The following is a 26,046-nucleotide window of genomic DNA, read 5'->3' on the forward strand; positions in this document are numbered from 1 at the left end:
AAGGATGGCCCCGATCGCCCTTCCACAAGCCCGCACAGTTGCATGGGCCAAGAGCCCGCCAACAAGCTTGGGAAAGGGAGAAATCATGCCACAGGATCGTCCGATTGTCGGCATCGACGTGTCGAAAGACCGGCTGGATGTCCACATCGTTCCAGGTGACAGGCGTTGCTGGCGGCCGGCCTGCCGATGCGCCGGTGCAATGCCCTGCAGGTGCGCCGTTTCGGTCGTCAACCGGATGCTGCCGTCCAGGCGGCCGCCATGCGCAGGATGGCGGCTTCGCCGAAACGGGGGCCGATGAATTGCAGGCCGATCGGGGCGTTCGCAGGGGCGGGCGGCGAGGTGGGGACCGAGACCGCCGGCAGCTTCGCGAAATTCGCAAGCGCGGTGAAATCGGCCTGGCCGGCGGGGACCGGCGCGTCATGGGCGAAGGCGGTCTGGGGGGCCGTGGGCAGGATGAAGGCGTCGAGGCCCGCCAGGGCCGCACGGGCGGCGACGCCGATTTCGGCGGTGCGGCGGTATGCGCCCGCCAGCCGGGCGGCGCTGGCATCGCGGCCATAGCGCAGGGCGGCGGCGAAGCTCTCGCTCACGCCCTGGGGCGTGGTGGTACCGTCGGGGCCCATCAGTTCGGGATGCAGCTCCGCCGCCTCGGCTTCGGAAATCAGCAGCCCGTCGCGGCGCGCGCGGCCGGGCGACCAGCCGGGGATGGCGACCGGCTGGATGGTGGCACCCAGATCACGCAGCCGGTCGAGCGCGCGGGCGAAGGCCTCGCGCACCGCCGGCTCGGTCTCGACGGCGTCGATCTCACGCGGCAGGCCGAGGCGCATGCCGGCCAGGCCGCGGCCGCAGGGCATCGCCGTCCAGCCGGCGGGCGCGGGTTCGGCCACCGGGTCGGCGGGATCGAAGCCGGCCAGGACCCGGGTGACCAGGGCCAGATCGTCCACCGACCGCGCCACCGGCCCGATATGGTCCAGCGACCAGGCGAGCGGCACCACGCCGGCATTCGAGACGAGGCCGGTGGTCGGCTTCAGCCCCATCACGCCGCAATAGGCGGCCGGTATGCGCACGGAGCCCATGGTGTCGGTGCCGAGCGCCACCGGCACGAAACCGGCCGCCACCGCCGCCCCCGAGCCGCCGGACGAGCCGCCCGGGGTGCAACCCGGCACGGCTGGGTTGCAGCAACGGCCGAAATGCGGGTTATCGGTTGTGGCACCGAGCGCACCCTCATGCATGTTGAGCGTGCCCAGGATCACCGCGCCCGCCGCACGCAGCCGCGCCACGGCCGGCGCGTCTGCGGCCGCGATGCGGTTGCGCCAATAGCCCACCCCCGCCGACCAGGCGAGGCCGCGCACGGCGATATTGGCCTTCACCGCCACCGGCACACCATCGAGCGGGCCCAGCGGGCAGCCGTCGCGGAAACGGGCAGCGGAGGCCTTTGCCGCCGCCCGCGCGCCCTCGACATCCAGCTCGATGAATGCCCGGATGTCGCCATCCAGCGCCCGGATCGCCGCGATGCAGGCATCGAGCACCGCCAGCGGATCGGCCGTGCCATTGCCGTAGGCGGCCCCAAGCTCCGTTGCGGTGAGGCGGGTGAGGTCCGCAGACACGGGCGTCGCGTTCATGTGCGTGGGCTCTTTCGGCGAAGAGGAAGATGACGGGAGAGCGGCGGGGGAGAGCGGCGGGGGAGACGGGCGGTCAGCGGCGCTTACTTGCGCTCGTCGATCAGCCGGACCGGCTTCTGGCGCACCTCTATGCCGGTCAGCGGCGCCAGCTCGCCCGGTGCCGCGAAAGCGACGCCGATCTCGACACCCAGGCGGGTGCGCAGGATCTTCTCGTAAGCCGCCTTCATCGCGGCATCCCCGCCCCCGGTCCGGACCTCGACATGGACGGTCATCTCGTCGCGGCCGTCGATGCGGTCCACCCGGCAGATATATTCGCCGGTCATCTCCTCGCGTTCTTCCGAGAGCAGCGCGCCGATGCCGGTCGGAAAGATGTTGATGCCGCGCAGCTTGACCATATTGTCGGACCGGCCCATGAAGCCGCGGATCCGGCGGAAATTGACGCCGGTCGATGAGGCGCCGGTCATCACCTCGGTCACGTCGTGGGTGTTGAAGCGGATGATCGGGAAGACGTCGTCCTTGAACAGGCAGGTGCAGACCATGTCGCCCAGCGCGCCGTCTTCCACCGGCAGGCCGGTATCGGGATCGAGCAGTTCCAGATACTGCGCATCCTCCATCACATACATGCCGTCCTGGTCGGGGCCCTGACCGGCGATGATGCCGGTGTCGCCGACACCATACCAGTCATAGACCTGGGCGCCGCCCCAGGCCTGGCTCATGGTCTCGCGGCTTTCGGCGCCGATATGGCCGGTGATCATGCGGATGCGGATGTCGCGGCCGGGCTCCATGCCCTCGGCGCGGGCGACATCGGCCAGACGCTTCACATAGTCGCCGAAGCCGACCAGCACCGTGGCGCCGAATTCGCGCATCATCATGACCTGATTGACCGACCGGGTCTCGATGCCGGTGCCGGCGCTCATGAACCAGGCGCCGACCCAGTGGCTCACCGCCTCGCGGACGTAATGGCCGCCATTGATCAGCCCATGGCCATAGACCGAATGAACCACATCCTCGCGCCGCATGCCCTGCCAGAGATAGGCGCGCGCCAGAAGACGGTTCTGCACCTCGCGGCTTTTGGCGCCATAGATCAGCGGCTGGGGCTTGCCGGTGGTGCCGCTGGTGGTCTGGAACACGACCGGCGGGCGCTGGCCGGCGGGGTAGCTGTCGAGCCCGTGGAAATCGCCCATGGGCGGATGGGCGGCGACCGAGGCCATCAGCTCGGTCTTGGAATAGGTCGGCAGCCGGCCGATATCGGCAAGGCCCCGGATGTCGCCGGGCTCGATGCCCTTCTCGCCCCAGAGCCGCTGATAGAACGGCACCTTCCAGGCGAAATCGAGGCATTTGCGGAACTGCGCGTCCTGGCGCGCGAACAGCTCGTCGCGGCTGAGGCGTTGCCCCAGGGCGACGAAATCATCCCCCACCGGATAGGCCTGGACGATCGTGGGGTAGTCCATGGCCTGGAAATAGTCGGGCGCCTGGAAATAGTCGGGACCGGTCATGCTTTCGTCTCTTCGCAAATGTGGGGGGTGAAGGTGTGACGGTGAGGGATGCAGATCAGGGCAGGATGGCGGTGAAAGCGGCGATCCGGGCCGGATCGGGGCCTTCAAGGGCCTCGATCGCCTGGATCAGCGCCCCGATGCGCTGCTCGTCCAGCCCGGCCGCCCTGGCCAGCGTGCGGGTCTTGGTCACCACCGCCGCATGATCGACCGGATTTTCGGGGTCGCCCAGAGCATCCGGCACCTCGGCACGGCTGGTGGTGCCGTCGTCCCAGGTGATGGTGAGGCCGGTGCCGAAACGGCGCGGATAGGCGCCGGCATAGGGCTCGGCCACCACCAGCCGCACCCGCGCGCGCAGCCCGGCCACCGCCGGATCGGCAATGACCTCGGGTTCGAAGGCATCGAGCGGCGGCGGGCCGCCGAGCAGGGTGACGGCCACCGCATGCTGCAGGCTGAATTTGGCCTGGATGGTGCTGGCGGGATCGGGCCGGTCGCAGAAGGTGAGCGCATCGGCGAAGCTGCGCACCTCGATCGCGGCCGGCATGCGGCCATGTGCCTCGTCGCGGAGGATCAGCGCGGCATCGATCGCGGCATGGGCATGGCGGCAGGCCGGCCAGGGTTTGATGCTGGTGCCGAGGATCAGCCAGGCGCCGTCATGGGGCGCCGTGATCTCCGCCGGCCGGGCATCGGGCGCCATGCCGGCGAACAGGCCCTGGGGCCCTTCCAGAATGAAGCGCGGGCCCCCCAGGCCTGCCGCGGCCAGCCAGGCCGCCTCGACACCGCCGGCGGCGGCGCGGGCGGTGTGGAACTGCTTGGTGGTCACCGGCTCGTGCCGGCACTGCCAGAGCCCGGCGGCACGGGTGGCGGCGGTGCCGAGCGCGCCGGTCAGACGTGCCTGGTCCAACCCCATCAGCGAGGCCGCGGCCGCGGCTGCCCCGAAGGCGCCGCAGGTGGCGGTGGGGTGGAACTGGCGGTAATGGGCGGGGCCCATGGCGCGCCCCAGGCGCACCATCGCCTCGTAACCGCGCACCACCGCATCGAGCAGGGCATCGGGGCCGCTGCCCAGCGCCTCGGCCATGGCCAGCGCCGCCGGGATGACCACGGGGCCCGGATGCAGCACCGCCTGGCGGTCGACATCGTCCATTTCGTAGATATTGCCATAGGCGCCATTGGTGAAGGCGGCGTCACGGGCGGGGGCGCGCCCCGCACCCAGCACCCGCGACGGCCCGGCCGCCCCACCCGCGGCAAGCCGCGCAAAGGCGCGGCCGGTTTCGGTCGCCGCCCCGATCACGGCACAGCCGGCCCAGTCGAGCACCGCGCGCCGGGCCCGGCGACGCGCCGCCGCATCGACCGGGCGGACAAGGTGCCGGCTCAACTGTTCGGTCAGGCTGGTCGGGCTGGCGGGGCTGTCAGACATCGGAATTCTCGGGCATGAGGGCTATCTTCCAAATTTGTCCGGACATATACTAGCAGCCGAAACCCGGAGCGCAACCCGTTCAGTGACGGATGATGACGAGCAGCATGTCCCCCCTGCCCCTGATCGATCTCGACAGCCTGGCCCGGGCTCTGGCACCCGCCCGGCGGATCTATGCCGCCGGCTGCGCGGGCGAACCCACCGGGGTGCTGGCGGCGCTGGGCGCCTGCGGGGCGCTCAGGGACAAGACACTCACCGGCGTGTTCATCCCCGGCGTCAACCGGCTGGATCTGGCGGCGCTGGACCCGACGCTGACGGTCGAGTCGATCTTCGTCACCCCGGCCCTGCGCCGGGGGTTCGAGGCAGGCCGGGTGCGGCATCTGCCGCTCGCCTATGTCGACACATACCACCATCTGCAGGCGAGCCCGATCGACGCGGCGCTGTTCACCGTGGCGCCGCCGCGCGACGGCATGGTGTCGCTGGCCATGGCCCATGATTTCACCCCGGCGGTGGCGGCCGGTCGCGCGCGGCTTTATGGCGTGATCCTGCCCGACCTGCCGGAACCGCGCGACGGTATCCGGATCCCGATCGACCGGTTTTCCGGGCTGATCGACAGCGACGGCCTGCCCGCGGGGCTGCCGCCCGATCGTGACGATCCGGTCCAGGCGCGGATCGGCGCACGCATCGCCGGGCTGATCGAAGACGGCGCCACCATCCAGACCGGCATCGGCGCCGCGCCGGCGGCCCTGCTCCGCGCGCTGAAGGATCACCGGGATCTGGGGCTGCATGCCGGGATGGTGACGGCGGCGGGGCTGGAGCTGCTGGAGGCGGGTGTGGCGAGCCGCGGCATCACCACCGGCGTGGCCCTGGGCACGCCCGATTTCCACCAGCGCATCGCCCGGGCGGAGCGCGTGCGCTTCCGGCCGGTGGCCGAGACCCACGACATCGCGCGGCTGGGCGCCCTGCCCCGGCTGGTGGCGGTGAACGGGGCGATCGAGGTCGACCTGTTCGGCCAGGCCTCGGCCGAGATGATCGGCGGCCGCCAGATCAGCGGCCAGGGCGGGCTGGTCGATTTCCTGCGCGGCGCGCGCCGCTCGGCAGGCGGGAAAGCGGTGGTTGCCCTTGCCTCGACCGCCGCGGGGGGTGCACGATCCAGGATCGTCCCTGTTCTGGAGAGTGGAACTGTTGTATCCATCCAGCGCGCGGATATCGACATCGTCGTCACCGAATACGGCTGTGCGGATCTGCGTGGGTGCGACCTCGACATGCGGGCGGAACGCCTGATCGCCGTGGCCGCGCCCGAATTTCAAGGGGAGCTGGAACGCGCATGGAGCAGGATCAGGCGGCAGATCTGACCCGGGACCCGGCGGCCGCCGCGGCGGACGGCCCGGAAATCCCCCGCTATCTTCAGGTTTTCCAGGAGATCCGCGACCGGATTTCCGACGGTCTCTATCCGGTCGGCAGCCTGGTGCCGACCGAGGCGGAGCTGTGCGCGGAATTCGCCGTCAGCCGCTATACCGTGCGCGAGGCGCTGCGCCGCCTGGTCGAACAGGGCTATGTGGAGCGCCGGCAGGGATCGGGCACCCATGTGCTCTCGGCGGAACCGGGCTCGATCTTCAGCCAGTCGATGCGGTCGCTGTCGGAATTGTTCCAGTATGCGCTGGACACCGATTTCCGCATTCACGCCATGGAAATGGAACGGCTGGACGAGCCGACCGCCCGGCTGATCGGCACCGAACCGGCCGAGCCCTGGCTGCACATCCACGGCGTCCGCTCCGCCCAGGGCGACGGCGCGCCGATCAGCTATACCGAAGTCTTCGTGCCCGAACGCTTCGCCTGGCTGCAGGACGAATTCCCCAACTGCCACGGCCCCTTCTACGCCCTGATCGAACAGCGCGCCCGGGTGACGGTGACGGAAACCCTGCAAACCATCACCGCCCTGCCCATGCCCCCCGAAAGCCGCCGCCTCTTCGACGACACCCGCCCCGAAGCCCATGTCCTGCGCGTCGTCCGCCGCTATCTGGACCGCAAGGGCCGGCCGCTGATCGCCTCGGTGAATGATCATCCGGCGGATCGGTATAGTTATACGATGCGGATTAAGAGGGATGGGGGGTGATCAAAATTCTACCCAGGATGTATTATCGTGCCAGTGATGTTTGTCCTTGGGGCTTGTATCCACATGAAGACACCCAAAACGCTCTTTAAATATGTTCGAACTGCAGATGCCGCTATTAATATCCTGAGAGGCAGATTTAAGTTTACACCTCCCGCCGATTTAAATGACCCCTTCGACCTTTTCCCGTTCGTGGATGAGGAAGAAATATTCAAATCTTTAGAAGATCAACGCAGACATGGGATCAGCGAATGCGAGTTCAATTTCCTTAAATTACAGGCAAAATTCCTATCTCGCCTGGATATAGATTTTCCCGTTCCCGACAACATAGAAGAATATAACAGAATTATACAGAATGACGCATTCGATAGCCCTTATATTACCAATTTTTATCAAAAAATCGCAAAATACATTAGATCAAAAGTGGGCGTTATGTCCCTTTCCTCTCGATTTGACTCTTTGCCGATGTGGGCACACTACGCAGATCTTGCGCAGGGCTTTATCGTAGTTCTTCGCGACCTCTCAGATATCTATAATGATGAAACCACCGGGATCCTTGATATATTGAAGCCAGTCAGGTACGAGAAAAACCCTGTCGGTATGAGTTTTAATCCTTCCACACAGGATCGGCTTTTCTTTTCGAAGCACGAGGACTGGGCATATGAGCAGGAATGGCGTGTTTTGACTGACCTCAAGAGCTGTATTCCGGAAAGTGGCCTAAGTCTTAAAGTATTCAATCCGATACATGTTGAGGGAATCATATGCGGATGGCGCTCTCCGAAAGAAGACGTTCTACGTGTCAGTTCTGAAGCTGAATCGCTGCCTCATAAGCCAAATATGATGCAGGCCAGAATAGTTGATGGAAAATTTTCCCACGAACACTACGGAAAATCTCACACACATAGCTGTTCGCTATGCCAGGATAGGAACACAAATTAACCATTTATACCGCAGTCCCCCAAAATTAAAAAATGGGCATGAACAGAGGCGGGAACGCACTGGAAATGCATTTTATATTGTACGTCCGGCGGTGCAATATCCAATCTCCCGCCCTTATTTAGACTTCTGTTATGAGCCACATCATCGAATCGCTACGCAACGACCTGGCTGCGCTACACGACGCAGGCGCCCTCAACAAGGTGACGCTGCGCGCGTTCGGCGCGATCTGCCCGGCCCCGGTTCGGGAGTTCAGCCCCATGGAGATCAAGCATCTGCGCGAAAGCCTGAAGATCAGCCAGCCGGTGTTCGCACATCACCTGCACACCACCGCGTCAACTGTGCGCAAGTGGGAGCAAGGCGCGACCCGCCCCACCGGCCCGGCGCTCAAGCTGCTGAACGTCATTGCGGACAAGGGGTTGCAGGCCATTATCTGATGTTGGGCCCTAGGCATGATTGGCGGCAGGTATCGGCGACCCCGCCGGTTGGCCGACAGCTACGACCATTCTAGATAGAGGTGAAGAAATTTCCTCACCTCTATCAGAAATCAGATGGGAGCCGATCATGGGCACGCTGCTGAAAGAAGAATGCACGATCACCGCCAACGGCCAGACCACTGTGCCCAAGAGCGTGCGACAGGCTTTGGGCGTGGACTACGGCGGGCGCATCGCCTTCTTTGTGGACAATCAGCATCGGGTTCATGTCGAGAAAGTAATGGAAGAGGCAAGCGATCCGGTCGTGGATCGCTTCCTCGCATTTCTGGCGCAGGACATGCGCAAACACCCGGGCACATCCATCGCCGCACTGCCCGCCAGCCTGCGCGATCGCATGGCAGCACTTGTCGGGGACATGGACGCCGACCTTGATGCCGAGATTGATGGGGATGTCGCGCTCCAGCCGTGATCACGATCAGGTGATGATATCTGCGGTCTAAACCGCCATCACCCCCCCATCCACAAACAGCTCATCCCCCGCCACAAAACCGCTGTCCTCCGATGCCAGGAACAGTACCGCCCGGGCGACTTCTTCCGCGTTGCCGAGGCGGGCGAAGGGGGTCATCTGTTTCAGGGCGTCTTCGGTGCCGGGGTTGGCGGTGAGGTATCTGTCCATGGCCGGGGTCAGGATCATGCCGGGGGAGACCACGTTGACGCGGATGCCGAGGGTTTTGAGGTCGGTGGTCCAGCTGCGGGCGAAGGAGCGGATGGCGGCCTTGGTGGCGCTGTAGATCGAGAGCCCCGGCAGGCCCTTGCTGCCGGCGGCCGAGCCGGCGAGGATGATGGCGCCGCCCGCCGTCATCAGCGGCAGGGCCTTTTGCACGGTGAAGACCGTGCCCTTGAGGTTGACGTCGAACAGGCGGTCGATATGGGCCGCGTCGATGGCGTCGAGGCCGGCGGATTCGGAAATGCCGGCATTGGCGAAGACGATGTCGATGCGGCCATGGTCGCGGCGGATGCGGTCGTAGAGCCGGTCCAGATCCGCCGGGTCGGCGACATCCCCCGGCACGCCGACGGCACCATGGCCGATGGCGGCGACGGCCGCGTCCAGTGCCGCCGGCCGGCGGCCGGTGACATAGACATGCGCGCCTTCGGCGGCGAAATGCTGCGCCGTGGCCAGGCCGATGCCGTCACTGCCGCCGGTGATCACCACCACCTTGTTCTCAAACCGGTTCCCGAACCTGTTCTCAGATCGCTGCGCGATGCCCATCTGTCATGCCCCATGTCATAAGTGGAGGATTGCTCCACTTAAAATATGGAGGCATCCTCCGTTTGACAAGTGTTTCCGGAGAAGACCGTGAGCGAAGACACCATGAACCAGGAGGGCGCCCTGCGCGCCGATGCCCGGCGGAACCGCGAGCGCATCCTGGCGGCGGCCGAGGCGGTGTTTCTGGAACAGGGCGCCGGTGCCGCGCTGGAGGATGTGGCGAAGCGTGCGGGCGTAGGCATCGGCACGCTGTATCGCCGGTTTCCGACGCGCGAGGAGCTGCTGGCCGCCACCTGCAGCGCCCGCTTCCTGTCGCTTGCCGAGACAAGCCGGACGCGGGATGACGGGCGCGATCCCGCCGGCGCGCTCAGGGCCTATCTCGAAGACCTGGCGGCCGACACGACGCTGTATCGCGGCCTCGCCACCTCGATCGGTACGGTTTTACAAAGCGGAACGCCCGGCTGCCATGCGACGACGGCGGAAGGGCGGCGGCTGCTGCATCAGGCGCAGGCCGCCGGCGCCGTTCGCCCGGATGTGAGCTTCGAGGATCTGGTCTGCGTGGTGACCGCGATTTCCCTCGCCACCGGGGAGGACGAGGCGTCACAGACGCGCATCCCCCATCTGCTGGGCCTGTTCCTGGAGGGGATCTTCCTGGAGGGGATGGGCCGGCGGTGAGCGTCAGGGCGCCCTGACCACCTCGACGACCGCGGCCCCGATCTCGGCCAGGGCCTTGTTGCGCGTTGCGAAATCCGTCTCGGCATCCCCCAGATAGATCGCCGCGATCCAGGGCGCCCGGCCCGGCGGGGTGATCAGGGCCACCAGATTGCGGCTGTTGTCACCCGCACCGGATTTGTCGGCAATCTGCCAGTCGGCCGGGGCGGATTTGCGCAGCAGGGCGCCGGCGACGCCGCCATGGCGCATCCATTCGGTCAGCTGCGCCCTGGATGCCGGGGTCAGGCCGGTGCCGAGCAGCAGGGTTTCCATGGTCGCCGCCATGGCCGCCGGGGTGGTGGTGTCGCGGGGGTCGCCGGCCGGCGCGCTGTTCAGACCGGGTTCGAGCCGGTCCAGCCGGCTGACCGGATCACCGATGCTGCGGAAGAATTGCGTGACCCCGGCCGGGCCGCCGAGGCGGGTGATCAGAAGATTGGCCGCGGGGTTGTCGCTCTGGTCCAGGGTGGCGAAGCAGAGATCGGCGATCGACATCGCCTGGCCCACACGCGGTCTGGTGACCGGCGCATGGGAGACGAGATCGGCCCGGCGGATGGGTAGGGTCTCGTTTAGTGAGATACGCCCGGCATCGACCCCGGCCAGGATCGCGCCGCAGATCGGCATCTTGACCGTGCTGTTCATCAGGAAGCGTTCATCGGCGCGGTGCCCCCATCGCCAGCCGCGGCCGGTATCGTGCAGCACGAGGCCGATGCGGGCATCGAGCTGATCCTCGATGCGGCTGACGGTGTCGGCAAGCCGGGTCTCGGGCGTATGGGTCTTCGGCGTGTCGGCACGGGCGGGCATCGCCAGAAACAGCCCCAGGGCCAGGCCCGCCACAAGACGCGGCAGACGCGGCAGACGCGGAAGAGCGATCGGCATCATGAGATCTCCTCAAGATTTTCTTATGCCGTTCTCTTAATCGGGCTTGCATCGGCGGCCCAGCCGACAAATCCTGCTGGCCGCCATAAGCTGAGGTTATGCGATGGATCGCCCGGACATCCCCCTGAACGCGCTGCGCGTCTTCGAAGTGGCCATGCGCCAGGGCAGCTTCACCAAGGCGGCGATCGAACTGCGCGTGACCCAGGCGGCGGTCAGCCATCAGATCGCCCGGCTGGAGGATCTGCTGGGCGCCACCCTGTTCCAGCGCACCTCTCAAGGCCTGGTGCCGACGGATGAGGGGCGGCTTCTGGCACCGGTGCTGGAACACAGTTTCGACGCCATCGGCCGGGTGCTGGACAGGCTGCACGGCCGGCGCGATGTCGAGGTGCTGAATGTCGGCGTGAACACCACCTTCGCCCTGGGCTGGCTGACCGCCCGGCTGGACGGGTTCTGCGCCGCCCATCCCGAAATCGAGCTGCGCATCGCCACCAACAACAACCGCGTGGAAATTCTGCGCGAAGGGCTGGACATGGCGATCCGCTTCGGCACCGGCGGCTGGACCGGGCATGAAACCGTGCCGCTGATCGAGGCGCCGCTGTCGCCGCTCTGTGCCCCCGGGCTGGCGGCGCGGCTGCAGGATCCGGCCGATCTGGGCCGGGCGGTGCTGCTGCGCAGTTATCGCAATGCGGAATGGCCGCAATGGTTCGCCGCCGCCGGCATCCCCGCCCCGCCGGTCACCGGCCCGGTTTTCGACAGCTCGGTGGCACTGGCGGAACTGGCGGCCGACGGCTTCGGCGTCGCCCTGCTGCCGGTCGCCATGTTCAGCCGCCAGATCCGCCAGGGGCGGCTGGTCCGGCCCTTCACGACCGCCGTATCGGCCGGGCGGTACTTCCTGGCCTGGCCGTCGGAACGGCCGCAGAGCCGGGCGATGGCGGCCTTCACCGCCTGGATCTCGGACGCCTGCCGCGACGCCGCCGAGGCGGGTCGGGCGGGTCGGGCGGGCCGGGCGGGTCAGGCGGGCATGGGCGACGGGATCAGCTGCGCCCGGATGTCGTCCGGCGCCGCTTCCGCCCAGAGCAGGAGGGCATCGAGTGCAGGACAGAGGGACTGACCCCAGTCGGTGAGGCAGTAGTCGACCCGGGGCGGCACCTCGGCATGGACGATGCGCCGGACCACGCCGTCGGTCTCCAGCTGGCGCAGCTGCTGGGCCAGCATCTTCTGCGATACCCCAGGGATCGAGCGTTCGAGTTCCGAGAAACGCAGGGTCTTGCCGCCGAACAACTGGAACAGGATCACCAGTTTCCAGCGCCCTTCAAGAATCCGCAAGGCGTTCTGAATACCCTGCGCGCCGCTATGGGGCGTGTAGTCGGGCCGCTTACTCATAAGTAAGTCCCTCACTTTTTTGTGCGGTCTTCCTTTTTCTTCAGCTTAGCGGCATATCGGAACCGGTCAATCACCTCCGCCCCCGAAAGGAGACCGTCCGATGATGTCGATCGATCCGTCCGAATTCCGCGGCAGGCGTGTGGTCATCACCGGCGGGACCAGGGGGGCCGGCGCGGCGGCGTTTCAGCGCTTTGCCGCGGGCGGCGCCGCGCTGATCACCGCCGCCCGGTCGGAGCGGCCCGATTTCGTACCCCCCAAGGCCTTCCTGGCCGCAGATCTGACGACGCCCGAAGGGGTCGCAACCCTTGCCGAGGCGGCCATCGACCGCCTCGGCGGGGTCGATATCATCGTGCATGTGCTGGGCGGGTCCGGGTCGCCGGGCGGCGGGTTTATGGCGCTCGACGATGCCTGCTGGCTGGCCGAACTCAACCTCAACCTGCTGAGCGCGGTCAGGCTCGACCGTGCACTGCTGCCCGGCATGATCGCGCGCGGCCGGGGGACCGTCATCCATACTGCATCGATCCAGCACCGCCTGCCGCTGCCCGACTCGACCACCGCCTATGCGGCCGCCAAGGCGGCACTCGTCACCTACAGCAAGGCGCTGTCCAAGGAGATCGGGCCGCGCGGCGTGCGGGTGAATGTCGTCTCCCCCGGCTGGATCTATACCGATGCCGCCGATGCCATGGTCAAACGGATCGCCGCCGGGGCGGGCACGACCGAGGAAGCGGCACGCCAGAGCATTCTGGACGCGCTGGGCGGCATCCCGATCGGCCGCCCCGCCCGCCCCGACGAGGTCGCCGAGGTGATCGCCTTCCTGGCATCGGACCGCGCCTCGGCCATCCACGGCACTGAGATCACCGTCGACGGCGGCACGGTGCCGACCATCTGACGGGTGGCATCACACCCGCAGCAGGGTCTTGATCGCCCGCCGCTCGTCCATCGCCCGATAGCCTTCGGCGACGTCGGCAAGCGGAAGCTCCAGGTCGAAGACCAGGCCCGGATCGATGCGGCGGCTGAGCACCAGATCCATCAGATGGGGCAGGAAGCGGCGGACCGGCGCCGGGCCGCCCAGCATGCCGACCTGCGAGAAGAACAGCTGCTGGCCGTCGAATTCAACGCCATGGGGCACGCCGACATTGCCGATCATGGCGCCGGGCCGGGCGACGCGCAGGGCCTGGGTCATCGAGTCCTGCGTGCCCACGCATTCAAGCACCGCATCGGCGCCGATGCGGGCGGTCAGTTCCCGCACCCGGGCGATGCCGGCCTCGCCGCGCTCGGCGACGATGTCGGTGGCGCCGTAATGCAGGGCCAGATCCTGGCGGGTCTTGTGGCGGCTCATGGCGATGATGCGGGCGGCGCCCATCTGCTTTGCGGCCAGCACGCCCATCAGCCCGACCGCACCGTCCCCCACCACGACCACGCTGGATCCGGGCTGGACGCGCGCGGCATCGGCCGCATACCAGCCGGTGCCGAGCACATCGGAGGCGGCGAGCAGGCCGGGGATCAGATCCTCGGCAGGCATTTCCCGGGTCGCAACCAGGGTGCCGTCGGCCAGCGGCACACGGGCGAGCACCGCCTGGGCGCCGCTCATGAATTCGCGCTGCTCGCAGGACGACTGAAAGCCGTGGCGGCAATGCGGGCAGGTGTTGTCCGACAGGCAGAACGAGCCGACCACGAACTGGCCGGGCCGCACGGTCGTGACCGCGGCCCCCACCTCGACCACCACGCCGCAATATTCATGGCCCATATGCATGGGGGCGGTGATGTCGTTCAGCCCGCGATAGGGCCAGAGATCGGAGCCGCAGATGCAGCTGGCGGCCAGGCGGATGATCGCATCAGTCGGCTGCAGGATTTCCGGCTCGGGGACGTGTTCGCAACGAACGTCGCCGGGGGCGTGGAGTACGGTGCCCAGCATGGGATCTGGTCCTTTCCCGAGGGGGGCCATGACGGGCATGGCCGGGTGCCTGACGACATAGCACCCGCCGCGCCGCACGATTAGATCATCAGATCGGTATGAACCTATGTCGCTCGCTCATATATTCTGGCCGGGCAGGTACGAGGGGAGACCGGAATGAAGCGTGAGGAACTGGGCGATCTGATGGCCTTCGTGGCCGTGGCCGAAGAGCGCAGCTTCACCCGGGCGGCCGCGCGGATGGGGACGTCGCAATCGGCGCTGAGCCACACCATCCGGCGGCTGGAAGAACGCATGGGCGTGCGATTGCTGACCCGGACCACCCGCAATGTCGCGCCCACCCATGCGGGCGAACAGCTGTTGGCGACCCTGCGCCCGGCCTTCGACGACATCGAGGCACGGATCCGGGCGGTGAGCGTGCTGGGCGACCGCCCCACGGGCACGATCCGCATCACCGCCAGCCGCCAGGCGGCCATGGACCTGCTGATGCCGGTGACCAGCCGGCTGATCGCCGAACATCCGGGCATCGAGATCGAAATCTCGGTCGATCAGCGCCTGACCGACATTGTCAGCGAACGCTATGACGCCGGGGTGCGGCTGGGCGAAGAGGTCGATCGCGACATGATCGCGGTCAGGATCGGCCCCGATCTGCGCATGGCGGTGGTGGGGTCGCCGGCCTATTTCGACCGCCACCCGGTGCCGCGCACCCCCCATGACCTGACCGGCCATGACTGCCTGAACCTTCGGCTGCCGACCCTGGGCGGGCTGTATGTCTGGGAGTTCGAGAAAGAAGGCCGGCCACTCAATGTGCGCGTCAGCGGCCGGTTCACCACCGACCACACGCCGCTGATCGTGGGGGCGGCACTCGACGGGCTGGGCCTCGCCTGCCTGCCCGAAGACCAGTTCGGCAGCCTGATCGCCGAGGGCCGGCTGGTGCGGGTGCTGGAGGACTGGTGCCCCCCCTTCCCCGGCTACCACCTGTATTATCCAAGCCGGCGCCAGGTCTCGCTCGCCTTCCGGCTGCTGGTCGATGCACTGCGGGCGCGGGCGGGCAGCCGTTCATGAGGCGGCCATTCATGAATCAGCAATATCAGCCTGTGCGGATCTGATCGTCTAATCGCAGGATCCCCATGCCCCCAGCTTATCGGCAATCGTGTGGCGCATGGCCTTGCCGCCCGCCACCGCCCGACCGATGCCGGAGGATCACGAGGATCATGAAGAAGATCGCCGCCACAATCGCCCTGTCCACGCTGGCCGCCACCGGCGCAGAGGCGCAGGAGGAGAGGCGCAGGATCGCCCCCGCCCCCGTCTACGAGGTCGCACCGGCGCTGGGCCGTTTCACCGACGACCTGCTGTTCGGCGAAGTCTGGGCCCGGCCGGTGCTGAGCCCGCGCGACCGCAGCCTGATCACCCTGGCAGCCCTGGTGTCCACCGGGCGGACGGCGCAGATCGGCGCCCATGTCGGGCGCGCGCTCGATAACGGCGTCCGACCGGAGGAGGTCGGCGAGCTGATTACCCAGCTCGCTTTCTATGCCGGCTGGCCGGTCGCCATTTCGGCAGTGTTCGAGACACGCACGGTGTTCGAGCAACGCAGCATCGGCCCGGTGGCCGAGAGCGGGGCCGCGCGGATCGAGCTGGAAGCGGCTGCCGAAGCAGCACGCAAGGCCGCCGTCGACGGCGCGGTCGGCCCCACCGCCCCGGCCCTCGCCGACCTGACCAACCGGGTGCTGTTCGGCGATCTGTGGCAGCGGCCCGATCTGGCGCCGCGCGACCGCAGCCTGATCACCATGGCGGCGCTGATCGCCATCGGTCAGCCGGAACAGCTGCCCTTCCACGCCGACCGCGCCATGGATAACGGCCTCAGCCGCGACGAGGCTGCGGAAGTGCCGGCCCATCTGGCCTTCTATGCCGGCTGGCCGCGGGCGATGTCTGCGGTGCCGGTGCTGGAAAAGGTGTTCGCCGGGCGTGCGGCCGCTGCGGCTGCCGGCACCGATCTGCGGGTGATCCCCGCCGCGCCCGAGACCGCGACACCCGGCCCCGACGCGTATTTCACCGGCGAGGTGAAGGTCTACGGCCATTATCAGGGCGACGCCCCCGCCCGGATCGGCGGGGCCACCGTCGCCTTCGCCCCCGGCGCCCGCACCGCCTGGCACACCCACCCGCTGGGCCAGACGCTGTTCATTTCCGAAGGCCGCGGTCTGGTGCAGAAAGACGGCGGGCCGGTCCTGAAGGTGGGCCCCGGCGATGTGGTCTGGATCCCGCCCCTGACCCGGCACTGGCACGGTGCCGCCCCCGATGCCGCCATGACTCATTTCGCGATCGCCGAGGCGCTGGACGGATCGGTCGTCACCTGGATGGAAAAGGTGTCGGACGCGGTCTATCCCTCGGGCGGCTGAGGCCGCGCATTTCGCATCGGTGGGCGTGATCCCCGATGACGGACCATATGCGGTGACCTATGCTCCGCCGGATACCCTCTCCATCGGAGAAACCGGCCATGGCCACGGTCACCGCTCATCAGCCCATCGATATGGACGACGCCTATTTCTGGTATGGAACGGTGGTCCGGGCGACCGCCTCCATGATCCAGGTGCGCAGCGGGTCACTTACGCAGACCTATACCGGCTCGTTTACCTATGACACGCGCCTCGGCACGATCAAGAGCGGCACGATGACCTATGTGCTGAACGGCAATGACCGGATGAACGGCTCGTCCGGCGGCGATGTGATCAAGAGCTATGGCGGCGACGATCAGCTCTATGGCAATGGCGGCAACGACGTGCTGAAGGGCGGCACGGGCAATGATCTGCTCGCCGGCGGCGCCGGAATGGACCGGCTGACCGGTGGCAGCGGCCGCGGCATCTTCCGCTTCGACACCGCCCCCGGCAGCGACAATCGCGACGTCATCACCGATTACGTGGTGGCGGACGACACGATCCAGCTGGAAAACGCCATCTTCACCCGGCTGACCAAGACCGGCGTGCTGGCCGCGGCAAACTTTCGGGTGGGTAACAAGGCAGCCGACGCCAATGACCATGTCTTTTACGACAAGGCCACTGGCGGGCTGTTCTATGATGCCGATGGCAGCGGCTCGGGGGCGGCGGTGCAGATCGCCCTGTTGGGCAAGGGCCTGGCGCTTACCGCCGCCGACTTCCTGGTGACCTGACCGGCGCTCGCTCCTGACGGCTTCAACCCATCTGGCCGGCCGGGATCGGCAGGGGCTGGCCGGGCACGCGGCCGCTCTGGGGAATTGTGCGCTTGGCGGTGCTTTGTTCGGCCAGCAATGCGGCAAGCTGCGCCTGCCGCTCGGCCCATTGCGGCTGGCCGGCCAGATTGTTCAGCTCCAGCGGGTCGGCGCTGAGTTCGTACATCTCGTATTCCTCGGCCACCGGCTGGTGCTTGACCGTGTAGTTATAGGGCCATTGGGTGGTGCCGTCGGTGTCGGGCGGCATGCCCACCGGGCTGGTCACGATGTCTTCGACATTGGCATTGGGATTACCCGGCCGGCCCGGCGTGCTCCAGAATTGCGGGTTGTCGAAATAGCGGGCGTATTTCCAGAGCGTCCCGTCCTCTCCCGCCACGATCACCGCTTCGATATGGTTGGGCTGGATGACCGAGTTGTAGGCGATGCCGGTGAAGTTGACCTGGTTGGGGCCGCGGCTGGGGTCGTCGTCGGTCATGAAATAGATCGGATCGGTCAGCGGTGTGCGGTTGACCAGCGCGGGCGTCAGATCGCGGCCGATCAGCGGCACGGCATCGGTATAGCGCGGCGCGATCCGGGCGAGCAGCTGGTCGGCATCCAGCCCGGCCAGGCCCAGCATGGTCGGCAGCAGATCGACATGGCTGGTCAGCCCGTCGACCTCGGCCCCGCCGGGGAAAAGCCGGGGGTTGGAGATGATGAAGGGCACATGCAGCGCCTCTTCATACATCGTGTACCATTTCTGGTGCATATGGCCATGGGCGTCGAGCAGGTCGCCATGGTCCGAGGTGAAGATGACGATGGTGTCCTCGGCAAAGCGGGTCTGCATCAACGTCTCATAGACGGCCATCAGGTCAGCATCGACGGTCTGCTGCAGCTGATAATAGAGACGCTCGTAGAATTCCTTGTCGACGATCGGCTGCATCCACTGCCGGTAGCTTTCGGCATAGCTGGCCTGGGCGGATGGCTTGGTGGAGAGATCTTCGAAACGCGAGGCCTTGAAGCTGTCGTCGAACAGATCCTTCGGCACGTCCTCGCCCACCGGGAAGGAGAAGCCGCCGCCGAGACGGGCGGCCAGGCCATAGAGGGTGATGTCGTGCGGATTGACGAAGGAGGCGACCATCAGCCAGGGCGTGTCGTCCCCGGCGGCATCCAGCGCCTTCAGCGTCGCCACCACCTCGTCGCGATAGGCGACATCGCGGCCCCGGGCATCCTTGGCCGACGAGCCGCTGTTGAGCGGGTTCGACCCATGGGGCTCGGGCCCGATCCAGCCGTCGAAACCATAGGGATCCAGCCGGTTCGCGGCACGATAAAGCGCCACCTTCTGCGGATCGGGCGCCCCGTCGGCGGTATAGGACGGCAGGCCGTTATGGGTGCCGGGCGTGGCGAGATCGGCATCGGACACATGCCATTTGCCATGCCAGAAGGTGCGATAGCCGCCGGCCCGGAACCAGGCGCCCATGGTCGGCACGCCGTTGGGATCGAGCCAGAAGGTCTGCGGATCCGAGGCCGACTTGGCCGCACCCGTGGTCTGGGTGACGCCGTGCAGCGAGGGATACTGGCCGGTGAACATCGAGGTCCGGCTGGGCGCGCAGGCGACCGAGGCGGCATAGTGACGGGTGAAGTTCACGCCGTTCTGCCGCAGCACCGGCTGAATGTGCAGATGGGCGGCGCGGAAGGCCCGGGTCGCCTCGCTTTCGTAAACCGGCGGATGGCGCATCTCGTCCACCATCAGGAACAGGAAATTCGGCCGCCGGCCGGGCACGGGCTGAGTCATCGTCTCGTCCTCTCCTCCACGGGGCCGGCGGCGCACCACCTCCGCATGACATGGCGTCATGTGCCGGCCCTTGGACATTTGGGCATGACAGACGAAAAGCCGGCCAGAATTTTTCAATTAAAAATCAGGTTTTGTTTACCTCTACACCACTGACGATGTTCCGACCCGGCCCATTTCGCCGCAGGTCCAGAAATGCGACCGCATGCGGCAACCGTGTGGCAACATAACTTGAGATGCAGAATCCTCCACGGCAAAATACCCTCGGCGGTGTGCTGGTGCATGTCATGCAGCATACCGCTCCACCTCCGGAGCACCCTGATTTTCCCCGGAGATCAAACCCATGGCCTATACCTGGCGCCGCAAGACCATTCTCGCCAAGCTGGAGAGCGGCTACGCCGTCGACGCCGCACCCAACGGCACCAGCGATGCGATCGAGACCGAGAATCTCGCGATCACCCCCCTGCAGCACGGCCTGGCCGAACGCAATATCGATGACGGCCGCCTGGGCAATCGCGGCGGTTTCATGGTCGGCCGCAATGTGCAGGTGACCTTCGACGTCGCCTTCGCCGGTGCGGGCGAGGCCGGCACCGTGCCCGCCTATGGCAGCCTGCTGAAGGCCTGCGGCATGTCGGAAGACATCGTCACCGACGAAAGCGTCGCCTATGCGCCCATCGATGACCTGCCGCCCTCGGCCACGCTGTATGTGAACGTCGACGGCGTGCGCCACGCCGTGACCGGGGCCCGCGGCAATCTGGCGATCCGGATGACGGTCGACCAGATCCCCTACCTCGCCTTCACCTTCATCGGCCTGTTCGTGCCCGTGACCGCCGCGGCCATGCCGGCCGTGTCGCTCAGCGGCTTCACGACCCCGGTGCCGGTGGGTCCGGTCACAACCGCGGTCGCCTTCGACGCCGTGTCGCTGGGCATGCAGTCGCTGGAACTCGACATGGGCAACGACATCCAGTACGTGGCGCTGACCGATGCCGAGAAGATCGAGCGTGTCGCCCGCAGCGGCACCGCCACGATCACCGCCCAGATGCCGCAGCTGGCGACGCGCAACTTCTTCAGCGATGCCGCCGCCAACACCACCGGCGTGGTCAGCATCACCCACGGCACCGAGGACGGCGCCAGGGTCGGGCTGACGCTGCGCAAGGTCCAGATCACCGACATCACCTATCAGGAGATTTCGGGCACGGTGGGCCTGCAGATGCAGCTTGCCCTGCTGCCGACGCCGGTCGCCGGCGAATTCGCCATCACCGTGCGCTGAGGACCGATCATGCTGAAGCTCCGCATCGCCGACCGGCTGGAATTCACCGCCCGCGTCTCGGTCGAAATGCCCAATGAGCGGGGCGGCTTCGACCGGGCTTCGTTCACCGCCCGCTTCGAAATGCTGCCCGATACCGAGATCGACGCGATCCGGCGCAGCGCCCAGGAAGCCGGCGAGAACGAAGACAAGGCGCTGATGCGCCGCGCCCTGATCGGCTGGGAAAACGACCTGCAGGACGCAGAGACGGGCGAGCCCATCGCCTTCTCGGACGACAATCGCGACCTGCTGCTGGCGCTGCTGCCGGTGCGCAACGCCGTCGCCCACGCCTATTTCGCCTCGATCTCCAACGGCATGATCCGGCGAAAAAACTGACCGACGTCGCCCGCGCCTGGGCGGCGGGCGACGATGCGGCCGAAGACGATCAGGACCAGGACCTGGCGATGCTGGGCATCACCGGCGAGCAGGCGGCGGCGCTGAAAGCGCGCCGGCGGCTGCTCGCCGGCCCGGACGGCATCGAGATCTGGCCCCAGAATCTGAAGCCCTGGTCCCTTTTCCGGCGGGTCGCGACCCAGTGGCGCACCGCCGGACCGGCCGGCCAGCCCATCGGCCTGGACTACACGGCACTCGCCTTCGTGGCCCGTGTGGAACGCTGCCGTGTGACGCCGGATCTCCTCGACGACATCCAGGCCATGGAGGCGGCCGCCCTCGACGTCTGGCGCGCCCGGCGCCGGTGACGCGGGCGTGCCGCCTTCATCCGTTGCGGCCGACCCTTCCCCGTCGTCGGCCCCTCCCCGTCGTCGGCCCCTCCCCGTCTTTGGCCCCTCCCCATCTTCGACCCGCTTCAGATGGACATCCCGATATGACCGATATCAGCTTGCGGCTCGTGCTTCAGGCGCCGGGCGCCGGAGCGGCGGCCGACATGAAAATGGCCGGGACGGCCACGACAACCGCCACCACGCAGGACAAGGCCACCGAGACCACCGCCCGAGCGCTGAACGACGCCCAGCAGACGGTTGCCGGTGCCGTTGACACCGTCACCTCGGTGGCCGGCCGGCTGCTGGGCCTGGCCGATGCATGGGCGGGCGTCGAAGCCCGGATCGCCGGCGTGGCCGGCGCCAGCGCCGCGGTGGTGCCGCTGCAGCAGGAAATCGCCCGCGCGGCCCAGGACAGCCAGACCTCTCTGGGCGCCATGGCCGGCATCTTCACCGGGCTTGCCCGCGACATGGACCGGTTCGGCGGCGGGCTGGACCGGGCGGTCGGCGTTTCGCAGGCCATCGCCCAGGGCATGGCGCTGTCGGGTGCCGCCGGCCGCGACCTTGAGGCCGCGGCAACCCGGCTGGCCGGATCGCTGACCAGGGCCGCGGTCGACGGCCGCAGCTTCACCGACGCCATGACCGAAAGCCCGCGCCTGGCCGAGATGCTGGCCCAGGGCCTGGGCACCAGCACCGACAACATGATGGCGCTGGCCCGCGAAGGCCGGCTCGCCTCTGCCGACGTCTTCGCCGCGCTGGAAAACCGGGCGCCGGCCATCGCCGATGCGTTCGAGGCCCTGCCGCCGCGGATCGGCGGCGCGCTTTCGGCGCTCGACACCTCGTTCACCACGCTGGTCGGCCGGATCGACCAGACCTTCGGCATCACCGAGCGGATGGCGGCCATCATGCTGGTCGCGGCCGACAATATCGGCCCGCTGGTGGTGGCCGGCGGCACGCTTGCCGCCATGTTGGGCGGCATCGAAACCGGCATCACCGTGGCGCGAACCGCCTTCATGGCGCTGAACGCCACACTGCTGTTCACGCCGCTCGGCGCCATCACCACCGCGGTCGTGCTGGCCGGCGCGGCACTTGTCGCCTTTGCCGACGACATCCATCCGGTGACCGACAGCATGGTGACGCTTGCCGATCTCGCCGATGTGGTCTGGGACCAGATGAAGCTGTTTGCCGGCGACATCTGGACGAACATCACCGGCGCGATGGGCAAGGCCTTCGCCTGGATCGGCCGGACCATCGGCAGCTTCGGCGACACGATGAAGAGCGTGTACAACACCGCGATCGGCCTGTTCGCCGCGATCGGCGGCGCCGCGATCGAGGTCGGCAACACGATCTATCATGCGGTGATCGAGCGCTTCAACAAGAGCATCGACGCCGTCGGCAATGTCTGGGATCGCCTGATGGACGGCGATTTCAAGGGCGCCGCGCAGGCAATCGGCAAGGCCTATGAGGACGGGGCGGAGAACGCCTTCGGCTTCGACGGCCTGGGCGAACGGCTGCAGAAGACCATCCATACCGCGCTCACCACCGACTATATCGGCGGCATGCGCGACGCGATCGCGACACAGCTGACCGACCTGGCGTCGGATCTGGGCGAGATGGTCACGCCGACGCTGGATGCCATGGTCCTGGCCGCGGAAAAGAAGAAGGAGCGCAAGAAGAAGGAGGCGGAAGCCCGGCTCAGGGCCGCCGAGACCGTGCCGCCGGGGCAGCCGCCCGCGACCGCGCAGGTGGTGACCGGCGGCGGCGGCACGTCGATCGCCACCATCGCCACCCAGCCGGTGGCGACCGCCATGCCCTGCCAGTGCGACCGGGCGGTGGAGCGCACCACCGTGGTCGACAAGACGGATCAGCCGACGACCACGCCGCAGACGCCCGGGCGGACCACGCCCGATGACGGCTTCTGGCCGGAGATTTCGAAGCATTTCGAAACCGCCTTTCAGGAGGCGGTCGACAAGCTGATCTCGGGCGATTTCGGCGGGCTGAAACAGACCGGCCGGACCCTGTTGAAAGATGTCGGCAGCGAGATCACCAAGGGCCTGAAAAGCAGGATCCTCGACCCGCTGGTGAAGGATCTGGGCGGCGCCCTGCAGGGGCTGGCGGGCAATCTCCTGGGCCGCTTCAGCGGGCTGTTCACGCGCGGCGGATCGGCCGTCACCACGGTGGCCGGCAGTGACGGCAGCCTGCTCGGCGGGCTGTGGTCGGTGCTGAGCAAGGCCAACGGCTCGCTCAATCTGGGCAATCTGGGCACGCAGACCTTCGGCAGCCTGGCCGGGCCGATCGACGTGATCGGCCGCTCGCTCGGCATGTTCCAGGCGGGCGCCAGCACCTCGGCGGCCAGCCTGGGCCAGCTGGCGGCGGCAGAGGCGGCCGGCTTCACCGGCAGCGCCCAGCTGCCGATGGGGGCCGGCGGCTGGACGGCAACCTCGCTCGGCTCGGCCTTGGGTGCCGCCGGCATCGGCTTCACCCTGGGCGGCCCGCTGGCCGGCCTCTTCGGCGGCAATCAGCTGGGCGGATCGATCGGCGGCGGGCTGGGGGCGGCAGGCGGCGCCGTCCTGGCCGGCGTGCCGGGCATCGCCGGCACCGGCATCGCCACCGCACTCGGCGGTCTGGCACTGCCCGGCATCGGCCTGCTGGCAGGTGCCGCGATCGGCGGGCTGATCGGCAATAAGAAACCCAGCAATTATGCCGCCTGGGGCTGGGTTTCGCCCGGCACCGGCGAACGCGGTACCTCTGGCTATACCCGCGATCCCCGGAATGTCGAGGCACGCGACACGCTGATGGACGCGATCGACCAGCTGGGCGCGATGCTGGAAGAGACGACCGGCGGCAGCCTGGACCATGTCCGCCGCTTCATCGATGTGGGTGGCCGCGACGGAATCCAGTACGGCACCAGCCATGCGACCAAGGTGCGGATCGCCGCTCTCGACGATCCCGAAAAGGCGCTGGGCTACATCGCCCGCGATCTGGTGTCGGAGCTGACCGGCGAGATCCCCGAGGCCCTGACCCGTGCGGTGGACAAGATCGACTGGTCGGATGTCGACAAGGCGATGCAGGACATCACCTTCGCCAGCACGCTGACCGACACGCTGAAATGGCTGAACCAGGGGCTGGACCTGAACGACAACGCCGCCAAGCGGGCGCGCGAGGCGGCCGAAGCGCAGATCGACCAGCTGGAGACCTTCCGCGAGACCGCGGAACGGCTGAACCAGGACATGGAGCCGGTGAACGAGGCGCTGACCGGCTTCGTCGAGCGGCTGCTAGGCATCCGCGATCAGGCACCGGCGGTGACCGAGTTCTCCCAGGCCATGATCACGGTCGAGGAAACCTTCGCGACCTATGCGAAATCGGCCGCCGATTTCGGCCTGACCGCGGCCCAGGTGGCCGATGCGCTGGCCGCCGCGCGCGAGAAGATCGCCAACGACTACAGCGAGGGGCTGGACCGGCGCATCCGCAGCGCCCGCGGGCTGGGGGTCGTCGACCAGGTCGCCGACATGATCACCGCGGCCGAAACCGCGGCGCGCGACGCCTTCACCGCCGCAGGCAGTGCCGGGGTGGCGAAGCTGTCGGAAGCGCTGGGCCTTGAAATCCGCAACATGGTGGATGGCGCAGGGCTGTCGGCCGAGGCGATCGATGCCCTGGCTGCCCGCTTCCCCGACCTGGCGGAGATGATCCGGCGGGTGGCGGTGGACACCGACACCGCGGCCGGCGGCATTCGCGACTGGCTGGCGGCGCTGGACCAGAGCGAGGCCGGGGGCGGCAACGCCACCAGCCGTTTTCAGGCGGCGCAGAGCGCCTTTGCCGCCGATCTGGAAGCGGCACGCACAGGGGATGCGGCGGCATTGGGCCGGATCACCGCCAGCGCCGACACGCTGCTGGGCCTGGGGCGCGAGATCAACGGATCGGGCGTGCGCCAGGCGGCGCTGGTCGACATGGTGCGCAGCAGCCTGGCCGGCCTGCCGGCGCTGACCGATGCCGGCAGCGACGAGGCCGCCCTGGCAGAGGCGATCGCAGCCCTGAACCAGCTGCTACAGGGATCGGTTGGCGGCGCGGTGACGGCCGCATCCGGTGGCGGTAGCGGTGCCGCAGAGGCCGCGACCCCCGCCGCCACGGCGGCACCGGCCGCAAGCGCCGGTGCCACGGCGGGCGGTGCGGTTGCGGCCCAGGCCGCGGAAACGGCGCGCAGCGATGCGCTGATCGGCGAGGTTCGCGCACTGCGCGAGGTGCTGACCGCGCTGCGCGACGACACCCAGGCCGTGGGCCGGCAGGTCGCCTTCGGCGCCGAGGGCACCGTCGGCGCCATCGTCACCCAGACCGAAGAGCTGCGCGATCTGCGCCGGCTTGAAGAGCGCGGTCTGCTGCTTCAGAAGATGAGGGTCGCATGATCGTCCATTCCCTGCCGATGCGCCGGGCCGCCACCGATGCGGTGGCGGCCCTGTTCGCCGATGCCCGGCTGCACCTGTATCAGGGGGCGCGGCCGGCCAGCCCCGACATCGCGGCACCGGCCGGCAGCCTGCTGGCCGTGCTGCGCCTGCCGGAGGTGCCGTTCGGGCCGGCAGATGCCACGGGCGCCGCGATGACCGGGGAATGGACCGGCACCGCCCGCGCCGCGGGCATGCCCGCCTGGTTCCGCATGATGCTGAGCGACGGCACCCCCGCCTTCGACGGCGATGTGTCGGTGGCCCCGACCCTGCCCGACACCCCCGCCGGCGACCTGGTGCTGGCGGCGGGCCCGGTGGAGATCGGGCATTTCATCCAGGTGACCGGTTTCAGGATGGCCCTGCCATGAGATACCGTCACGCTGAGCAAGCGCTTTTTTCAGTCGGCGAGCTTTGGCACGAAGGGTTTTCGAGCCTTGGCGACGGCGTAGACGGCGACGAG

24 protein-coding genes are annotated in these 26,046 nt (G+C 67.7%); 16 read left to right on the forward strand and 8 right to left on the reverse strand.

Annotated features, from left to right (window positions below):
- Positions 1 to 227: 227 nt before the first annotated feature.
- The 3 genes from CMO28_RS16335 to CMO28_RS16345 form a co-directional block, all read right to left on the reverse strand.
- Entirely contained in the window at positions 228 to 1,619 is a 1,392-nt protein-coding gene (locus tag CMO28_RS16335) for an amidase (RefSeq protein WP_296715267.1), read from the reverse strand.
- Between the two features lie 83 nt (positions 1,620 to 1,702).
- Positions 1,703 to 3,115, reverse strand: a complete 1,413-nt coding sequence (locus tag CMO28_RS16340; RefSeq protein ID WP_296715269.1) for a phenylacetate--CoA ligase family protein — start codon at positions 3,113 to 3,115, stop codon at positions 1,703 to 1,705.
- A gap of 55 nt (positions 3,116 to 3,170) precedes the next feature.
- Positions 3,171 to 4,529 carry an MmgE/PrpD family protein gene (locus CMO28_RS16345; protein WP_296715271.1) on the reverse strand — a complete coding sequence of 453 codons (1,359 nt, stop codon included), beginning with the start codon at positions 4,527 to 4,529 and terminating at the stop codon, positions 3,171 to 3,173.
- A 104-nt stretch (positions 4,530 to 4,633) separates the two neighbouring features.
- On the opposite strand from CMO28_RS16345, the gene CMO28_RS16350 reads away from it, so the two are divergent.
- The 5 genes from CMO28_RS16350 to CMO28_RS16370 all read left to right on the forward strand — a co-directional run bounded on the left by CMO28_RS16350 (position 4,634) and on the right by CMO28_RS16370 (position 8,478).
- Entirely contained in the window at positions 4,634 to 5,881 is a 1,248-nt protein-coding gene (locus CMO28_RS16350) for an acetyl-CoA hydrolase/transferase family protein (RefSeq protein ID WP_296715273.1), read from the forward strand.
- The gene (locus CMO28_RS16355) at positions 5,854 to 6,642 is read left to right on the forward strand and encodes a GntR family transcriptional regulator (RefSeq protein WP_296715274.1); all 789 of its coding nucleotides are present in this window, start codon (positions 5,854 to 5,856) and stop codon (positions 6,640 to 6,642) included. The genes CMO28_RS16350 and CMO28_RS16355 overlap by 28 nt, the downstream gene beginning before the upstream one ends.
- Positions 6,643 to 6,678: 36 nt before the next feature.
- A complete protein-coding gene (locus tag CMO28_RS16360; RefSeq protein WP_296715305.1) occupies positions 6,679 to 7,578 on the forward strand; it encodes a DUF2971 domain-containing protein in 900 nt (299 codons plus the stop codon).
- A gap of 131 nt (positions 7,579 to 7,709) precedes the next feature.
- A complete protein-coding gene (locus CMO28_RS16365; RefSeq protein ID WP_296715276.1) occupies positions 7,710 to 8,012 on the forward strand; it encodes a helix-turn-helix domain-containing protein in 303 nt (100 codons plus the stop codon).
- Positions 8,013 to 8,139: 127 nt separating this feature from the next.
- The gene (locus CMO28_RS16370; protein ID WP_296715278.1) at positions 8,140 to 8,478 is read left to right on the forward strand and encodes a type II toxin-antitoxin system PrlF family antitoxin; all 339 of its coding nucleotides are present in this window, start codon (positions 8,140 to 8,142) and stop codon (positions 8,476 to 8,478) included.
- Positions 8,479 to 8,505: 27 nt separating this feature from the next.
- Here CMO28_RS16370 and CMO28_RS16375 read toward each other — a convergent pair whose 3' ends face one another.
- Positions 8,506 to 9,279 (reverse strand): SDR family oxidoreductase, encoded by a 774-nt coding sequence (locus CMO28_RS16375; protein ID WP_322111371.1) that lies wholly within the window; start codon positions 9,277 to 9,279, stop codon positions 8,506 to 8,508.
- 102 nt (positions 9,280 to 9,381) lie between these two features.
- On the opposite strand from CMO28_RS16375, the gene CMO28_RS16380 reads away from it, so the two are divergent.
- Positions 9,382 to 9,951, forward strand: coding sequence for a helix-turn-helix domain-containing protein (locus CMO28_RS16380; protein ID WP_322111372.1), 570 nt, complete (start codon positions 9,382 to 9,384; stop codon positions 9,949 to 9,951).
- 3 nt (positions 9,952 to 9,954) lie between these two features.
- On the opposite strand, the gene bla is transcribed toward CMO28_RS16380, so the two are convergent.
- Complete coding sequence (gene bla, locus CMO28_RS16385; protein ID WP_296715283.1) at positions 9,955 to 10,866, reverse strand: class A beta-lactamase; 912 nt, start codon at positions 10,864 to 10,866, stop codon at positions 9,955 to 9,957.
- Between the two features lie 100 nt (positions 10,867 to 10,966).
- Here bla and CMO28_RS16390 point away from each other — a divergent pair, with 100 nt between their 5' ends.
- Positions 10,967 to 11,974 (forward strand): LysR family transcriptional regulator, encoded by a 1,008-nt coding sequence (locus CMO28_RS16390; RefSeq protein WP_296715286.1) that lies wholly within the window; start codon positions 10,967 to 10,969, stop codon positions 11,972 to 11,974.
- On the opposite strand, the gene CMO28_RS16395 is transcribed toward CMO28_RS16390, so the two are convergent.
- The gene (locus CMO28_RS16395) at positions 11,875 to 12,246 is read right to left on the reverse strand and encodes a winged helix-turn-helix transcriptional regulator (RefSeq protein WP_082828352.1); all 372 of its coding nucleotides are present in this window, start codon (positions 12,244 to 12,246) and stop codon (positions 11,875 to 11,877) included. The genes CMO28_RS16390 and CMO28_RS16395 overlap by 100 nt on opposite strands.
- Before the next feature lie 103 nt (positions 12,247 to 12,349).
- On the opposite strand from CMO28_RS16395, the gene CMO28_RS16400 reads away from it, so the two are divergent.
- Positions 12,350 to 13,135, forward strand: coding sequence for an SDR family oxidoreductase (locus CMO28_RS16400; protein WP_416370974.1), 786 nt, complete (start codon positions 12,350 to 12,352; stop codon positions 13,133 to 13,135).
- A gap of 9 nt (positions 13,136 to 13,144) precedes the next feature.
- On the opposite strand, the gene CMO28_RS16405 is transcribed toward CMO28_RS16400, so the two are convergent.
- Complete coding sequence (locus CMO28_RS16405) at positions 13,145 to 14,161, reverse strand: zinc-dependent alcohol dehydrogenase family protein (protein ID WP_296715292.1); 1,017 nt, start codon at positions 14,159 to 14,161, stop codon at positions 13,145 to 13,147.
- A gap of 156 nt (positions 14,162 to 14,317) precedes the next feature.
- On the opposite strand from CMO28_RS16405, the gene CMO28_RS16410 reads away from it, so the two are divergent.
- The 3 genes from CMO28_RS16410 to CMO28_RS16420 all read left to right on the forward strand — a co-directional run bounded on the left by CMO28_RS16410 (position 14,318) and on the right by CMO28_RS16420 (position 17,321).
- Positions 14,318 to 15,223 (forward strand): LysR family transcriptional regulator, encoded by a 906-nt coding sequence (locus CMO28_RS16410; protein WP_296715293.1) that lies wholly within the window; start codon positions 14,318 to 14,320, stop codon positions 15,221 to 15,223.
- 149 nt (positions 15,224 to 15,372) lie between these two features.
- Complete coding sequence (locus CMO28_RS16415) at positions 15,373 to 16,554, forward strand: carboxymuconolactone decarboxylase family protein (RefSeq protein ID WP_296715294.1); 1,182 nt, start codon at positions 15,373 to 15,375, stop codon at positions 16,552 to 16,554.
- Between the two features lie 98 nt (positions 16,555 to 16,652).
- The gene (locus tag CMO28_RS16420) at positions 16,653 to 17,321 is read left to right on the forward strand and encodes a calcium-binding protein (RefSeq protein ID WP_296715296.1); all 669 of its coding nucleotides are present in this window, start codon (positions 16,653 to 16,655) and stop codon (positions 17,319 to 17,321) included.
- Positions 17,322 to 17,343: 22 nt separating this feature from the next.
- On the opposite strand, the gene CMO28_RS16425 is transcribed toward CMO28_RS16420, so the two are convergent.
- The gene (locus CMO28_RS16425; protein WP_296715297.1) at positions 17,344 to 19,131 is read right to left on the reverse strand and encodes a sulfatase-like hydrolase/transferase; all 1,788 of its coding nucleotides are present in this window, start codon (positions 19,129 to 19,131) and stop codon (positions 17,344 to 17,346) included.
- A gap of 340 nt (positions 19,132 to 19,471) precedes the next feature.
- Between CMO28_RS16425 and CMO28_RS16430 the strand changes: the two genes are divergently transcribed.
- The 5 genes from CMO28_RS16430 (at position 19,472) to CMO28_RS16450 (ending at position 25,954) form a co-directional block, all read left to right on the forward strand.
- Positions 19,472 to 20,398, forward strand: coding sequence for a hypothetical protein (locus CMO28_RS16430; RefSeq protein WP_296715299.1), 927 nt, complete (start codon positions 19,472 to 19,474; stop codon positions 20,396 to 20,398).
- Positions 20,399 to 20,407: 9 nt separating this feature from the next.
- The gene (locus CMO28_RS16435) at positions 20,408 to 20,770 is read left to right on the forward strand and encodes a hypothetical protein (protein ID WP_062762621.1); all 363 of its coding nucleotides are present in this window, start codon (positions 20,408 to 20,410) and stop codon (positions 20,768 to 20,770) included.
- A 68-nt stretch (positions 20,771 to 20,838) separates the two neighbouring features.
- Positions 20,839 to 21,132 (forward strand): DUF1799 domain-containing protein, encoded by a 294-nt coding sequence (locus CMO28_RS16440; protein ID WP_062762623.1) that lies wholly within the window; start codon positions 20,839 to 20,841, stop codon positions 21,130 to 21,132.
- A 125-nt stretch (positions 21,133 to 21,257) separates the two neighbouring features.
- Complete coding sequence (locus CMO28_RS16445; protein WP_296715302.1) at positions 21,258 to 25,550, forward strand: tape measure protein; 4,293 nt, start codon at positions 21,258 to 21,260, stop codon at positions 25,548 to 25,550.
- Positions 25,547 to 25,954: a hypothetical protein gene (locus CMO28_RS16450; protein WP_296715304.1), complete on the forward strand. Its 408-nt coding sequence runs from the start codon at positions 25,547 to 25,549 to the stop codon at positions 25,952 to 25,954. The genes CMO28_RS16445 and CMO28_RS16450 overlap by 4 nt, the downstream gene beginning before the upstream one ends.
- Positions 25,955 to 26,046: the final 92 nt, after the last annotated feature.

The sequence above is a fragment of the Tistrella sp. genome (assembly GCF_002684955.1).
Lineage (GTDB): Bacteria > Pseudomonadota > Alphaproteobacteria > Tistrellales > Tistrellaceae > Tistrella > Tistrella mobilis.